This is a genomic window from Methylobacterium sp. CM6241, assembly GCF_054817845.1.
Genome location: NZ_CM139246.1, coordinates 2,046,549 through 2,061,774 on the forward strand (window position 1 = coordinate 2,046,549; position 15,226 = coordinate 2,061,774).

Annotated in this window: 10 protein-coding genes; 5 read left to right on the forward strand and 5 right to left on the reverse strand. The window is 65.8% G+C overall.

Annotation, left to right across the window (positions count from 1 at the left end):
* Positions 1–29: 29 nt before the first annotated feature.
* The gene (locus ACYQR9_RS09515) at positions 30–959 is read right to left on the reverse strand and encodes a hypothetical protein (RefSeq protein ID WP_461229416.1); all 930 of its coding nucleotides are present in this window, start codon (positions 957–959) and stop codon (positions 30–32) included.
* Positions 960–1,610: 651 nt separating this feature from the next.
* On the opposite strand from ACYQR9_RS09515, the gene gltB reads away from it, so the two are divergent.
* The 3 genes from gltB to ACYQR9_RS09530 all read left to right on the forward strand — a co-directional run bounded on the left by gltB (position 1,611) and on the right by ACYQR9_RS09530 (position 8,468).
* Positions 1,611–6,323, forward strand: coding sequence for a glutamate synthase large subunit (gene gltB, locus ACYQR9_RS09520; protein ID WP_461229417.1), 4,713 nt, complete (start codon positions 1,611–1,613; stop codon positions 6,321–6,323).
* Positions 6,324–6,330: 7 nt separating this feature from the next.
* Positions 6,331–6,933 carry a glutathione S-transferase family protein gene (locus tag ACYQR9_RS09525; RefSeq protein WP_461229418.1) on the forward strand — a complete coding sequence of 201 codons (603 nt, stop codon included), beginning with the start codon at positions 6,331–6,333 and terminating at the stop codon, positions 6,931–6,933.
* A 101-nt stretch (positions 6,934–7,034) separates the two neighbouring features.
* Positions 7,035–8,468 carry a glutamate synthase subunit beta gene (locus ACYQR9_RS09530; protein WP_461229419.1) on the forward strand — a complete coding sequence of 478 codons (1,434 nt, stop codon included), beginning with the start codon at positions 7,035–7,037 and terminating at the stop codon, positions 8,466–8,468.
* A gap of 78 nt (positions 8,469–8,546) precedes the next feature.
* On the opposite strand, the gene ACYQR9_RS09535 is transcribed toward ACYQR9_RS09530, so the two are convergent.
* The 3 genes from ACYQR9_RS09535 to galE all read right to left on the reverse strand — a co-directional run bounded on the left by ACYQR9_RS09535 (position 8,547) and on the right by galE (position 12,281).
* Entirely contained in the window at positions 8,547–9,917 is a 1,371-nt protein-coding gene (locus ACYQR9_RS09535; protein WP_461229420.1) for an SGNH/GDSL hydrolase family protein, read from the reverse strand.
* Positions 9,918–10,065: 148 nt separating this feature from the next.
* A complete protein-coding gene (locus ACYQR9_RS09540) occupies positions 10,066–11,292 on the reverse strand; it encodes a lytic murein transglycosylase (RefSeq protein WP_461229421.1) in 1,227 nt (408 codons plus the stop codon).
* A complete protein-coding gene (gene galE / locus ACYQR9_RS09545; RefSeq protein ID WP_419951864.1) occupies positions 11,289–12,281 on the reverse strand; it encodes a UDP-glucose 4-epimerase GalE in 993 nt (330 codons plus the stop codon). The genes ACYQR9_RS09540 and galE overlap by 4 nt, the downstream gene beginning before the upstream one ends.
* A 188-nt stretch (positions 12,282–12,469) precedes the next feature.
* On the opposite strand from galE, the gene galU reads away from it, so the two are divergent.
* On the forward strand, positions 12,470–13,336 hold the full coding sequence (gene galU / locus ACYQR9_RS09550; RefSeq protein WP_461229422.1) for a UTP--glucose-1-phosphate uridylyltransferase GalU: 867 nt from the start codon (positions 12,470–12,472) through the stop codon (positions 13,334–13,336).
* 330 nt (positions 13,337–13,666) lie between these two features.
* Here the strand turns inward: galU and ACYQR9_RS09555 are convergent, their stop codons facing one another.
* Positions 13,667–14,575, reverse strand: coding sequence for an N-formylglutamate amidohydrolase (locus ACYQR9_RS09555; RefSeq protein WP_207411539.1), 909 nt, complete (start codon positions 14,573–14,575; stop codon positions 13,667–13,669).
* Positions 14,576–14,783: 208 nt separating this feature from the next.
* Here ACYQR9_RS09555 and cpdR point away from each other — a divergent pair, with 208 nt between their 5' ends.
* A complete protein-coding gene (gene cpdR / locus ACYQR9_RS09560; RefSeq protein WP_003603128.1) occupies positions 14,784–15,140 on the forward strand; it encodes a cell cycle two-component system response regulator CpdR in 357 nt (118 codons plus the stop codon).
* Positions 15,141–15,226 lie beyond the last annotated feature (86 nt).

The window sequence follows — 15,226 nt, forward strand, 5'->3', positions numbered from 1 at the left end:
GTTCGTCTCGGTAGCGATGATGACGTCGGCTACTCGGCCGGACGGTCGCCTTGCTGATCCTTGTCGGTCGATCCCGGTACGACCGTCGCGCCACCGATGACCCGAACGGCTTTCCTGTCCGCAGGCGGATCGCTCCACGCCTGAGCCTTGGGCGAGGGAGCCTGCGCGGCGTCTCGGCGGGGCTGATTCGCGGCGGGTGTCGAGGGTTCGACCTTCGGCTGCTCGATGGCGGCAACCGGAGGCGTGGTGGTCCGGGCATCGGACGTTGCGTCCGTCGCGGCCGGGGAGGGGGCTTCCGGAGCGAGCCGGGGCGCTACCGGCTTCGCCGGCGGGGCCAACCTGGTGACTTTGCGGGCAGGCGCCGGTTCTACCGGGCGTCTCGCGTCGCCGGTGCGGGCATCGGGGTTCAGCCCCAACGGGTTGCGATCGGCGGGTTCCGCGCGGGCAGGGGCGTCTGGGCGCGCCGCCACGTCGAATCGCGGCTGCCGGCTCACACCATCTCCGTTCGGGATCCTGCCGGGGGGAACAGGCCTTGCCGCCTCGCGCATCGGTTGACGGGGCTGCTCGTCCGCCTCGGTCCAGCCATAGCCGGGCGCCGCCGGACGGGCGACCGGAATCGGCGCAGGCGGCAACGGTGCACCCAGACGTTGGCGGTCGAGGACCGCGCCGTCCCGTGCATCCACGAAGAGCCGCACCCTGTCGCCATAGGGGCCCGTCGCTTCGACGATATAGGCACGGCCGTCGAATCGTGGCCGCGTCACCTCGGTGAAGCCGCGGTCGTTCAGGCGCCATACGACGGCGCGAGGGGGAAGGATAAGGTCGGGCTCGTAACCGTATTGCGCTTGAGCGGTGACAGTCCCGAGGGCCGACATGGAGATGAACCCCGCCAGCATGGTCAGGCCGATCTGAGACCGGCTGAACTTATGGGAGCGCACAGGCGCCCTGCGGCTCGATTCCATGGTGCCTCGTCTTGCTTGGTCGTTCGTTCCGTAGCCTACTGTTGACGCAGGTCTATGGAGGTCTCCGTGCGGTCCATCACCCCGCATGCCGCTTGTGCTTGGCGAGCCCTGTAGAGCGCCCGATTGGGGCGGGAATGCGGGTGAAGCGCGGCAAGTCGCGGGCGATCGGTATCCGTCGGTTTCTCGGCCCTGTCACCGATCCCGCTGTCAGCATCAGCCCGTGTTGTTGACCTCAAAATGTATGCATGGTCGCAGCGCACATCAAACCTGTCCATCACGCGCGTGAGCCTCTTGCTGGAGCGTTTAAAATCTGTCACCTTCCGTAATTAGGACAGTACGGCTGTCCCATTTTTGGCAGGGTGTTCCGGCGGCGATTCGTCTCCGAGGACAATTGCCGTCGAGGAACGCGGAAGGTCTCGAGCGGGTGTCGAATCTCACGAAAAAACGAGATTCCAAGCCGGTCGCCATTACGGCGATCCGGGCCCGCACGGCTTGAACTCAAGCCGGCGTTGAGCCCGCGGAGTGCGGGCGCTTCCTTACCGAAGATCCTGCACGAATCCGACCGCGTCGAGGTAGGGGCCTGAGTGCCGGATGGCATTCGGGCATGAAACATGCTCGCATGCGGGCACGGACGAATGAGGCTGAGGGGTTATGAGCATGGCCGCATCTGAGGTTGCCGGGATCGTCCAGAACCCGATCCCCGCCACGCGGGACGGCGTCGCGCCGCTCGTCGTTCGCGATTCCGCCCTGCCGCATAAGCAGGGTCTTTACGATCCGGCCCGCGAGGGCGATGCCTGCGGTGTCGGCTTCGTCGCGGACATGCATGACCGGCGCACCCATGCCATCGTGGCTCAGGGCCTGCTCATCCTCGAGAACATCGACCATCGCGGCGCCGTCGGCGCCGATCCCAAGATGGGCGACGGCTGCGGCATCCTCACCCACATCCCGCATTTCCTCCTGAAGGAAGAGTGCGAGGGCCTCGGCATCGCTTTGCCCGAGCCCGGCCATTACGGTGTCGGCCAGTTCTTCATGCCGAAGGACGAGGAAGGCCGCCGCATCGTCGAGGAGATCGTCGAGAAGTCCCTCCAGGACGAAGGGCTCCCCTTCCTCGGCTGGCGCGACGTGCCGGTGGATTCGAGCGACCTCGGTGTGCGCGTCAAGGAGACGGAGCCGCACCACAAGCAGGTCTTCATCGGCCGCCCGGCCGCGATCACGGACGAAGACGCTTTCGAGCGCCGTCTGTTCATCGCGCGCAAGGTCATCTCGAACAAGGTCTACGGCCTCAACGATCCGCGCGTGAAGGCCTATTACCCGGTCTCCGTCTCGACCCGGACCATCGTCTACAAGGGCATGGTTCTGGTCACGCAGCTCGGCCATTACTTCAAGGATCTGCAGGACGAGCGCTATGTCTCGGGCCTCGCCCTCGTGCACCAGCGTTTCGCCACCAACACCTTCCCGACCTGGCAGCTGTCGCACCCCTACCGGATGGTCGCCCATAACGGCGAGATCAACACCCTGCGCGGCAACGTGAACTGGATGGCGGCGCGTCAGGCCAGCGTCGATTCGGATCTGTTCGGCAACGACATCTCGAAGCTCTGGCCGATCTCCTACGAGGGCCAGTCCGACACGGCCTGTTTCGACAACGCGCTCGAATTCCTCGTGCAGGGCGGCTACTCGCTCGCCCATGCCATGATGATGCTGATCCCGGAGGCCTGGGCCGGCAATCCCCTCATGAGCGAGGAGCGCAAGGCGTTCTACGAGTATCACGCCGCCCTGATGGAGCCGTGGGACGGCCCCGCAGCCGTCTGTTTCACCGATGGCCGCCAGATCGGCGCGACCCTCGACCGCAACGGCCTGCGCCCCGCCCGCTACATCGTCACGGAAGACGGCCTCGTCGTGTTGGCCTCCGAGATAGGCGTTCTGCCGATCCCGGACGAGAGCATCGTCGAATCCTGGCGCCTGCAGCCCGGCCGCATGCTGCTCATCGACCTGAAGAAGGGTCGCATCATCTCCGACGAGGAGATCAAGAGCGAGCTCGCCGCGGCCAATCCCTACGCACAATGGGTCAAGAACACCCAGATCGTTCTGGAGGACCTGAAGCCCGTCATCCCGCGCGCCTCGCGCTCCGACGTGTCGCTGCTCGATCGGCAGCAGGCGTTCGGCTACAGCCAGGAAGACCTCAAGCTGCTGATGGCCCCCATGGCCGTCACCGGCCAGGAGGCGGTCGGCTCCATGGGAACCGATACGCCACTCTCGGCCCTCTCCGATAAGCCCAAGCCCCTCTACACCTATTTCAAGCAGAACTTCGCGCAGGTCACCAATCCGGCGATCGACCCGATCCGCGAGGAGGCCGTGATGAGCCTCGTCTCGTTCATCGGGCCGCGCCCGAACCTGCTCGACATGGAGGGGGCTTCCCGCAAGAAGCGCCTCGAGGTCCGTCAGCCGATCCTGACCAATGGGGACCTCGAGAAGATCCGCTCGATCTCCCATTTCGAGGACCGTTTCGACACCAAGACCCTCGACATGACCTTCCCGGCCGAGTCCGGCGCCGTCGCCATGGAAGGCGCGGTCGACCGGCTGTGCGACCGGGCCGAGGCGGCGGTGCGCGGCGGCTACAACATCATCATCCTGACCGACCGCGGCGTCGGGCCGGACCGTATCGCGATCCCGGCCCTGCTGGCCACGGCTGCGGTGCACAACTACCTGATCCGCAAGGGACTTCGGACCTCCGTCGGTCTCGTTGTCGAGTCCGGCGAGCCGCGCGAGGTGCATCACTTCGCGTGTCTCGCGGGCTACGGCGCCGAGGCGATCAACCCCTATCTCGCCTTCGAGACGGTGATCGCGATGAAGGACGAGTTCCCGCCGGATCTCACCGACGACGAGATCGTCTATCGCTACATCAAGTCGATCGATAAGGGCCTGCTCAAGGTCATGTCCAAGATGGGCATCTCGACCTACCAGTCTTATTGCGGCGCGCAGATCTTCGACGCGATCGGCCTGAACTCGTCCTTCGTGGCCCGTGACTTCTTCGGCACGAAGACCACGATCGAAGGCATCGGCATGGCCGAGGTCGCCGAGGAGACTGCCCGTCGCCATGCCGACGCGTTCGGCGACGCTCCGGTGTTCCGTCACGCCCTCGATGTCGGCGGCGAATATGCCTACCGCCTGCGCGGTGAGAGCCATACCTGGACACCGGATTCGGTGGCCACCCTGCAGCATGCGGTGCGTCTCGGCCTGCCCGAGCGCTACCGTGAATATGCCCGGCTCGTGAACGAGCAGGAGAACCACCTCAAGACCATCCGCGGCCTGTTCCGCATCAAGCAGGCGGCCGAGCTCGGCCGGGCGCCCGTTGACATCTCCGAGGTCGAGCCGGCCGTGGACATCGTCAAGCGCTTCGCCACGGGCGCGATGTCCTACGGTTCCATCTCCAAGGAAGCCCACGAGACCCTCGCCATCGCGGTGAACTCGTTCGGCGGCCGTTCGAATTCCGGTGAGGGCGGCGAGGAGGTCGAGCGGTTCAAGCCGATGGCCGACGGCCGTTCGCGTCGCTCGGCGATCAAGCAGGTGGCCTCCGGTCGCTTCGGCGTGACGACGGAGTATCTCGTCAATGCCGACATGATGCAGATCAAGGTCTCGCAGGGCGCCAAGCCCGGTGAGGGCGGCCAGCTGCCCGGCCACAAGGTCGACGCCAAGATCGCCAAGGTCCGCTACGCCACTCCTGGCGTCGGCCTGATCTCGCCGCCGCCGCATCACGACATCTACTCGATCGAGGATCTCGCCCAGCTGATCTTCGACCTGAAGAACGTCAATCCGGCCGCCGATGTGTCGGTGAAGCTCGTCTCCGAGGTCGGTGTCGGCACGGTCGCCACCGGCGTCGCCAAGGCGCGCGCCGACCACATCACCATCTCGGGCTTCGACGGCGGCACCGGCGCGGCGCCGCTGACCTCCATCAAGCACGCGGGCGGGCCATGGGAGACGGGTCTCGCCGAGACCCAGCAGACCCTGGTGCTCAGCCATCTGCGCGGTCGTGTCGTGCTTCAGGCCGATGGCGGCATCCGCACGGGCCGGGACGTGCTCGTCGCGGCTCTGCTCGGCGCCGACCAGTTCGGCTTCTCCACCGCGCCGCTCATCGCGGCCGGCTGCATCATGATGCGCAAGTGCCACCTGAACACCTGTCCGGTGGGCGTGGCGACGCAGGACCCCGTCCTGCGCAAGCGCTTCAAGGGCACGCCGGAGCACGTGGTGAACTACTTCTTCTTCGTGGCGGAGGAGTTGCGCGAGCTGATGGCGGAGATGGGCTACACCAAGCTCGAAGACCTCATCGGTCGCGCCGACTTCCTCGACACACTGGAGGTCATCAACCACTGGAAGGCGCGGGGCCTCGATTTCTCGAAGCTCTTCCACCGTCCCGATGTCGGCCCCGACGTGGCGATCCGCCATACGGAGAAGCAGAAGCACCCGATCGACACGGTACTCGACCGCCGCCTGATCGAGGGCGCCAAGGCGGCCATCGAGACCGCCGAGCCGGTGGTGCTCAACGAGGTGATCCGGAACTCGGACCGCACGGCTGGGGCGATGCTCTCGGGCGTCGTCGCCAAGCGCTACGGCCATGAGGGATTGCCCGACGACACCATCACGGTGAACCTGTCCGGCACCGCCGGCCAGAGCTTCGGGGCATGGCTGGCCGCCGGTATCACCGTGGTTCTGACGGGTCATGCCAACGATTACGTCGGCAAGGGGCTCTCGGGTGGTAAGCTGATCATCCGGCCGAGCGACGCGTTGCGGTCACCCGCCGGGCGGACGATCATGGCCGGCAACACGGTGCTCTACGGGGCCATCGCGGGCGAATGCTACATTCGCGGTTCGGCCGGCGAACGCTTCGCCGTACGGAATTCCGGCGCCATCACGGTGGTCGAAGGCATGGGCGACCATGGCTGCGAGTACATGACCGGCGGCGTCGTGGTGTCCATCGGCGAAACCGGGCGTAACTTCGCGGCCGGCATGTCGGGCGGCATCGCCTACGTGCTGGATGCGGACGGCTCCTTCGCCGCGCGCTGCAATCTCTCGATGGTCGATCTGGAGCCCATCGAGGAGGAGGACGACGTCATGCGTCGCTTCCACCAGGATGGCGACCTCGAGACCAAGGGCCGCGTCGATATCCTGGCCGACATGTCCGGGCACGACGAGGAGCGGCTGAGCCAGCTCATCACCAATCACCTGAAGTACACGGGGTCCCCGCGTGCCAAGGCGATCCTCGATGATTGGGCGGGTTACCGCACTAAGTTCGTGAAGGTGATGCCGGTGGAATACCGCCGCGCCCTGCGCGAAATGGAGATGGCGCGGATGCCGGTGGCGGCTGAGTGAGGCCGGTATGCGGATCTACGGTGATCTCGTCTCGGGCAATTGTCTCAAGGTCAAGATCGTCGCCGATTACCTCCGCCTCTCCTATCGCTGGGTGCCGATCGACATTCTGAAGGGCGAAAGCCGAACACTCGACTACCTGTCCCGCTTTCCGGCGGGGCAGGTGCCGGGGGTCGAATTCGAGGACGGCCGGTGTCTGGCCCAATCGAACGCGATCATCCGCTATCTTTCCCGCGGGAGCGCGTTGATCCCGTGTGACGCGTTCCTCGCGGCGAAGATGGACGAGTGGCTGTTCTGGGAACAGTACAGCCACGAGCCCGCCATCGCGGTCTGCCGGTTCGACATGCGCTACCTCGGCAAGCCGAAGGAGGCGCGCGATCCGGCCCGTGTGGCACGCGGCGAAGCGGCTTTGGATGTGATGGAGCGCCATCTCGGCGGTGTCGAGTGGCTGGTTGGAGAAGAGCCCAGCGTCGCGGACGTGTCGCTCTTCGCCTATACGCAATGGGCCGATGAGGGCGGATTCGACCTCGCGGCGAGACCGTCGATAAGGGCGTGGCTCACCCGTTGCACGAATGTTTTCGAGCACGTCGACCACAGGCTGAAGACGGGTTAGTCGGCGGCACCGGGCGGCACAACAGGGATGACGAGCTGAGGCGGACCGGGCCGGTCAACCGCCGCTCGACGGATCAGACAGACTCGCGAAAGACGATCACGATGGGCAAGATCACGGGTTTCCTCGAGTTCGACCGGCAGGAGCAGAAGTACCAGCTCGCAGCGGACCGCGTGCGGCACTTCCGCGAGTTCACGCTGCCCCTCGATGAGCACGACCTGAAGAAGCAGGCCGCGCGCTGCATGGATTGCGGAATCCCGTTCTGCCATGGGCCGACTGGCTGCCCCGTGCATAACCAGATCCCGGACTGGAACGAGCTCGTCTTCCAGTCGGATTGGGAGGAGGCCGCGCGCAACCTCCATTCGACCAACAATTTCCCCGAATTCACCGGCCGCGTCTGCCCGGCGCCGTGCGAGGAGGCCTGCACCCTCAACCTCGAGAACCAGCCCGTCGCGATCAAGACGATCGAGCAGGCCATTGCCGACCGCGCCTGGAACAACGGTTGGGTGAAGCCGGAAATTCCTGCGTCCCGCACCGGCAAGAAGGTCGCCGTCATCGGCTCGGGACCGGCAGGCATGGCCGCTGCGCAGCAGCTCGCGCGCGCCGGCCATGACGTTCATGTCTTTGAGCGTGAGCCGAAGGCCGGTGGTCTGCTGCGCTATGGCATCCCCGACTTCAAGATGGAGAAGCGCCATATCGACCGGCGCGTGAAGCAGATGGAAGCGGAGGGCGTGACCTTCCATTACGGCGTCAATGTCGGCGTGACGAAGCCGCTCGACGAACTCACCGCCGAGTTCGACGCGGTGCTCTTCGCCGGCGGCGCCGAAGATCCGCGCAACCCGCAGCTCCCCGGCCAGGAACTCGCCGGCGTGCATTACGCGATGCCGTTCCTCGTCCAATCGAACCGGCGTGTCGGCGCCGAGCCGATGCCGGGCAACGGCGAATTGCCGATCCTCGCCACCGCCAAGAACGTCGTCGTGATCGGTGGCGGCGATACGGCGTCGGATTGCGTCGGCACGTCCTTCCGCCAGGGCGCCCTCTCGGTGACGCAGCTCGACATCCGACCGCGCCCGCCCGAGCGCGAGGACAAGCTCTCGGTCTGGCCCTACTGGCCGACCAAGATGCGGACCTCTTCGAGCCAGGCCGAAGGCGCCGAGCGCGAGTTCCAGGCCGCCACCCTGCGCCTGGAAGGCAACAAGAAGGGTAAGCTCACCGGCGTGGTCTGCACCCGCGTGGATGAGAAGCGCCAGCCCATCCCCGGCGGTGAGTTCACCCTGCCGGCCGATCTGGTGTTCCTTGCCATCGGTTTCGCCGGTTCGGTTCGCAAGGGCCTACTCGAGGAATCCGGCGTCGTCATGGACAAGCGCGGCAACGTCACCGCCAACGAACTCGATTATCGGACGTCCAACGAGAAGATCTATGCCGCCGGTGACATGCGCCGTGGCCAGTCCCTGGTCGTATGGGCGATTCGCGAAGGTCGCCAGGCGGCTCGCTCGATCGACGAAGCCCTGATGGGATCGAGCGTCCTGCCGCGCTGAAACCAAGGTCCGGGGCCGGCTCCATGCCGAGCCCCGGCACCGGATCTCTTCGCACTACCCGGCGCAGACGTGCCGGGATCAGCCCGGCGGCCATTTGAAATCGTCGGCCCGGCCCGGCTGTGGCATCGGCGCCGAGCCACGCTGAAGCACCCGCTCCACGTTCCCCGATGCGTCGCCGTCGCGCGGCCGCCCGCTCATTAGAGTCCCGCCCGGCGTCACCTCTGCACGGCCGAGGGGAATGACCGGGCCAGCCGCCGGTTTCACCGGCAGGGCGGGGATGCCCGGGGGCTCCGGCAGGCTCGGCAGCATCGAGGTGATCTGGCGATCGATCGCCGCGGTGTCATCGAGCTTCGGGGCCTCACCGTCCAGGAGGGGACCCGGAACCGTCGCTACGGGCGCCACCGTCGGCGCCTCCGTGGGGTTCGTGCCCATGAGACGCTTGAGCTCGACATCGGCGAAATGCGCGACCTTGCGGGAGCCCGCCTTGGTGAAATGCACGCCGTCCGATGTCCGCAGCTTGGCCTCCTGCCCCTCCAGGTCGGGGCCCGTCATGGTGAAGCGGTTGCGGTCGTCGACGAAGCCCGGCCAGATGTCGACATAAGTCCCGCCCGCCTTCGCCACGCGGTCGCGGATGAGGTCGTTGATGGTGGCGATGTCCTTCGTCAGCGGCTCGCTGCGCATCGGCGGCGCGCCGACCCAGATAAAGGGAATCTTTTGGGCGGCGAAGACCTTGGCCAGGGCATCGACGCGGTCGCGGTAGATCTCGCGCCAGCGTTCCGTTCCCGGTTCCACGGTCTCGTTCCCCTCCCTGATCGGCTGGCGGTCGTTGGCGCCGAGCATCACGACCGCGTAGGCGACTTTCGGGCTGGTTTTCAGAAAATCCTCCGCCGCCTTAGGCCAGTCGACCACGTCTTTCCGGACGAGACCGCTATCGGCCTTCGAACGGTCGAGGATCGCCACGTCGGCATTGTCCTCGAACACGTCATCGAGGCCACGGCCGAGAGAGTTCGCCAGGGAATCGCCGAAGACCGCGATGCGGATCGACGGCTCCGCCTTCGGCTGGACCGGTTTCGGCTGGGCGACCACGGGGGCCGGACGCGGCCGCCTCGTATAGGAGCGCTGGCTCTCCCCGATCGTCGGTGGCCGCGGCCGGGTGGGTCGGGCCGATGGCACCGGGGCCGGGGTCGGTTGTACCTGCTGCGGACGATCTTCCCAGGGCCAGTAGAACTGACGCGGCGCCTCCTGCGGGGGAGGGGCGTAGCGCCGGTTGGCTTGGCGGCCACCGTAATCTCCCTCCTCGCGCGGCCGGCGGCGCGGCGCGTAGTAGGAATCGCCGCGAGGGGTATCGTAGGAATCGCCCCATTGCGCCGCGGCGAACGGGCCAGAGGCGAAGAGCAGGGGCGTCGCGAACAAGGTGAGGAGGCAGACACGGAGAAGAGCGTCCCTCACCTGCCCCGCAACGGCCACCCCGTACGCTACGTTCTTGACTGTCCTTGGTGCCACGCTGCGACCTGCCTGCTGATCGTCGAAGGACGAGACCGTGCCATCCTATCGGACGATCGGCCCCGCGTCTAAATCCGCCTCACGAGGCGAAGCCTCAGGGGCGCGCCGTGATGTGCTCCAGAAGGCTGGGCGTGGCGTAGCCGTCGGCCACCAGACCTTCCTTGATCTGATATTGGCGGACCGCCTCCCGCATCTTTGGCCCGGCGCGGCCATCCGCATCGCCGGCATAGAGGTTTCGGGTCGTCAGGGCTTTCTGCAGGGCCTGCAGGCCCGCTTTGTCGAGGCGTGGCGCGCCGGTCGGCCAAGGTGCCGCCAGTGGCGGCCCGCCGGCAAGACGGTCGGCGAGATGGCCGACGGCGAGCGCATAGGAATCCGAGGTGTTGTAGCCCCTGATCACCTCGAAATTGTCGGTGATCAGGAAGACCGGGCCGCCCGAGCCGCCGGGCAGGAACAGGCTGGCCGCACCCGATCCCGGCAGCGCCTCGCCATCGATCCTGCGGACGCCCCGTCTGGCGAAGTCCGACAGGTCCGCCCGATACGTCGTCAGGTCGAATCCGCCGGGAAGCGTCACGGCATAGCCCCAGGACAGGTCGCGGTTCCAGCCGAGAGACCGGAGATAGCCGGCGATGGAAGCCAGGGCATCCGGCTCCGATCGCCAGATGTCTCGGTGACCGTCCCCATCGAAATCCACCGCATGTTTGAGAAAGGTCGATGGGAGGAACTGGGTCTGGCCCATGGCGCCGGCCCAGGATCCCTTCATCGCCTCGGGGGCGATGTCGCCGCGCTGCAGAATGGTCAATGCGTCGAGGAGCTCGTTCCGGAACAGCGTGCCGCGAAAGCGCGCCTGCGCCAGGGTCGCGAGGGCACGGATGGTCGGAACGGTCCCGCCGCTCGCTCCGAAATCCGACTCGACCCCCCAGAAGGCGAGGACGATCCAGCGCGGGACGCCCGTCCGGGCTTCGATCGCCGCCAGCGTGGTGGACAGACGGGCCGCTTGTGAGCGGCCCCGTGCGATCCGCCCGGTCGAGACCGCACCGACGAGATAGTCCCAGACGGGGCGTCCGAACTCCCCTTGAGCGGTGGACTTGGCGAGGATGCCGGGATCGGGCGAAGACACGCCGCGAAACGCCGCGTCGAAGGTCGCGGCACTGACCCCGCGCGCCTCGGCATCGGGCCGTAGGGCATCGACGAAGCTGCGAAACGAGGCGTTTACCGCCGCATCCGGTTTGGCAGGCGGTGCCGGCCGGGCAGAATCCTGGGCCCTACTCTCCGTTGCAAGAAATGCGCAGAGGGCGATGGCGGCGCGGAGGGCCGTCTTCATAGGCGGTTGCGCCGAGCCAGGGTCTCTTCCCAGGCGAGGGCCTGGGCCACGATCCCGTCGAGGTCGTCGTAACGTGGCTGCCAGCCCAATTCAGCGCGGATCCGGTCGGCCTTCGCCACGATCTGCGCCGGGTCGCCGGGCCTGCGCGGCGACAGCCTCACGTCGAAATCACGGCCCGAAATGCGCTTGACCACCTCGATCACCTCGAGGACCGAGTAACCGCGCCCGTAGCCGCAATTGAGCGTCTTGCTCGCGCCACCCGAACGTAGATGATCGATGGCGACGCAATGGGCATCGGCGAGATCGGAAACCTGGATGTAATCGCGGAGGCACGAGCCGTCGCGGGTGGGGTAATCCGTACCGAACACGCTCAGATGACTGCGCCGGCCCAGCGCCGCCTGAGTGGCGACCTTGATGAGATGGGTGGCTTCGCTTGAAGATTGGCCGCTGCGTCCGCGAGGATCGGCACCCGCGACATTGAAGTAACGCAGGATGACGTAGCTGAAGCCGTGGGCCTTGGCCGCGTCGTCGATCATCCACTCGCTCATGAGTTTCGAGCGGCCGTAGGGGTTGATCGGCGCGGCCACGAGGTCCTCCGGCACCGGGACGATTTCGGGCTCGCCGTAGATTGCGGCAGTGGAGGAGAAGATGACGTGCTTCACCCCGCCATGCACCGCAGCCTCGATGAGCGCCCGGGTCTTGACCGTGTTGGCCAGATAGTAGCCGAGCGGGTCGGCCACCGAATCCGGCACCACGATCTTAGCGGCGAAATGCGCCAGCACATCGATTCCGTGTTCGGCGATGACCCGTTTCACCAGGGCCTGATCGGCCACATCGCCCACCACCAGCGTCACGTCGGGGGGAAGCACCCAATCGAAGCCGGTGGACAAATCATCTATGACGACGATGTCCTTGTGGCCGGCATCCAGCAACGCCAGCACCATGTGGCTGCCGATATATCCCGCGCCGCCCGTCACCAGAATCGCCATGGCCCCACTTCCATTCCCGCGCACGTCGCGGAAGATATACCTCAAACCCTCCGTGTGATCATGTGGCGCTTTAGGCTGAGTCGGGCGTGGAAATGGTTTTGTTCTTGCTCGCTCCATCACGACAACGTGCTATCGTCCCTCGCCTCCGGGTTGTTCCCACCGCATTTTAAGAGACCGGGTCCCGCTTGATGAAACCGATTCGTAAAGCCGTCCTGCCTGTCGCAGGGTTGGGTACCCGCTTCCTGCCCGCCACCAAGGCCGTCCCGAAGGAAATGCTCACCGTGGTCGACCGGCCGGTCGTCCAGCATGTGGTGGACGAGGCGCGCGAGGCCGGGATCGAGCATTTCATCTTCGTCACCGGCCGCGGCAAGGCCGTGATCGAAGATCATTTCGACATCGCCTTCGAACTCGACCGCATGCTGCAGGAGCGCGGCAAGGAGGCGATCTACGAAGAGTTGAAGCAGGATCTTCCGCCTGCCGGGCAAACGAGCTTCACCCGCCAGCAGGCTCCTCTCGGCCTCGGCCATGCGGTCTGGTGTGCCCGCGAGATCGTCGGCGACGAGCCCTTCGCCGTGCTGCTGCCCGACATGCTGAGCAAGGGCTGCATGCAGCAGATGCTTTCCGCCTACGAGCGCCATGGCGGCAACGTCATCGCCGTGGAGGAGGTCAAGCCGGAGGAGACGCATCAATACGGTATCGTCGGCGTCGGTGAGACCTATGGGCAGACCTTCGAGATCAACGGCATGGTCGAGAAGCCCAAACAGGGCACCGCGCCATCGAACTTCATCATCTCCGGGCGCTACATCCTGCAGCCAGAGATCTTCTCGATCCTGGAGAAGGGCGAGAAGGGGACCGGCGGTGAGATCCAGCTGACCGACGCGATGATCAGGCTGGCCGAGAAGCAATCCTTCTTCGGCATGCATTACGAAGGCCGGACCTACGATACCGGTTCCAAGCTCGGCTTCCTCACGGCGAACATCGCCTACGCACTGCAGCGCAAGGAACTCGCCGAGCCGCTCAAGGCCGAGATCGCCCGGCTGCTCAAGGAACATTGAGGGAAGGCTCGGGAGGAGTACGCGCAAACCGGGACTGTCGAGCCAAGACCTGCAAGCTGCGCCGTACGGTGCGTGCGACGCGGGCATGGCATGCACCGAGTGCAGACTTTCGACGGCGAAACACTCTTGCGCTTTGTGCGGCGCACTGTACTTTGTGCATTGCGAGATCGCGATGGCGTCGCGGTCCCGTAGCCCTTCTTGGGCGTTTCCTCCCTAGACTTCGGGCCGCTCTTCGGAGCGGCCTTTTTTCTTGGGAAATCGGTTTGTGATTTGGCGGTTTGTGATTTGGGACGTCTGCTCGCGCGATACGCGCGGCAGAACCCATCCCGTCTACTCGGCGGCGATCCTGCGGAGTGTCAGGCTGTCCATTTCCTCGGCCACCGCCTTCACCACCTCGCGTAGCGTCCAGACCAGATCCGCGAACCCCTGCGTCACCGCGAGGTTGCTCTCGTTCATATAGAGCCCACGGTTGATCTCGATCTGAAGCGCGTGGCGGCCGATATTCGGCTCTCCGTAATGTTCGGTGATGAACCCGCCCGCATAGGGCTTGTTGCGTAGGGTGCGGAAACCGCGCGCGCGCAGATGATGCTCGAACGCGGCGATCAGGATCGGCGTGCAGCTCGTCCCGAACCTGTCGCCCAGCACGAAATCGGCCTTCGCATCCTCGTCGCGGGGGAGGCTCGAGGACGGCATCGAATGGCAATCGATCAGGATGGCGTGGCCGAAGGCACGTGCGGTGCGCTGGATGAGGCCGCGCAGGGTACGGTGATACGGTTTGTAGAGCTCCTCGATCCGCGCGACCGCTTCCTCCACGGGGAGCCGCGTGCGGTAGATCTCCTGACCATCGGCCACCACCCTCGGCACCGTGCCGAGGCCGCCAGCGACACGCATGGACCGCGTGTTGGCGAAAGGCGGAAGCCGCCCGTCGAACATGCGCGGGTCGAGCTCGTAGGGCTCGCGATTCACGTCGAGATAGGCCCGTGGGAAGTTCGCTCGCATGAGCGGCGCGCCGAGATCGACCACGGGCGCGAACAGGCGGTCGACATAGGCGTCTTCCGAGCGGCGGAGCGCCAACGGGTCGAGGCGTGAGCCCGCGAGGAAGGCTTTCGGATAGACCGCCCCGGAATGAGGCGTGTTGAACACGAACGGAAGCGTGTGCTCGCCCGGCTCGTCGATGGCGAAGGGCGGTACGAAGTCTCCCGGATTCGCTGCATTCCAGCGAGGGCTAGGCTCGGTCATCGCGGCGTGTGCGCCCAGGTGCTGGAAGGGAAACGCATGGCCACACTTTGCGGCGTGTGACGGTGCGTGTCCACTGCGACACCCCCCGTCGCGAAGTGATCGGTGTGCCGTCCTGCACCCGGTCCGGGTGCCAATCTCAACACCTTGTTTACCAAGTCTGCGCTTTATGAAAAGAACACAGCGACTCAAGGGTGCGGGACACCGACCGATGAAGATCCTCCTGGCCGAAGACGACAACGACATGCGCCGGTTCCTGGCCAAGGCGTTGCAGAATGCCGGCTATGACGTGCTGTCGTTCGATAACGGCCTCTCGGCCTATAACCGCCTGCGCGAGGAGCCCTTCGAATTGCTCCTGACCGATATCGTGATGCCGGAAATGGACGGGATCGAGCTGGCGCGCCGCGCCACCGAACTCGATCCGGACATCAAGGTCATGTTCATCACGGGCTTCGCGGCGGTTGCCCTGAACCCGGATTCGAAGGCTCCGAAGGACGCGAAGGTGCTGTCGAAGCCCTTCCACCTGCGTGACCTCGTCAACGAGGTCGAGAAGCTGCTGGCGGCCTGAAACCGATTCGCGCGTCGGCGCAATGACGCCTTCGCGGTAGGAAGACGTCCGCCATTCCCCTATATGCTCAGGGGAGCGAAGCGGGA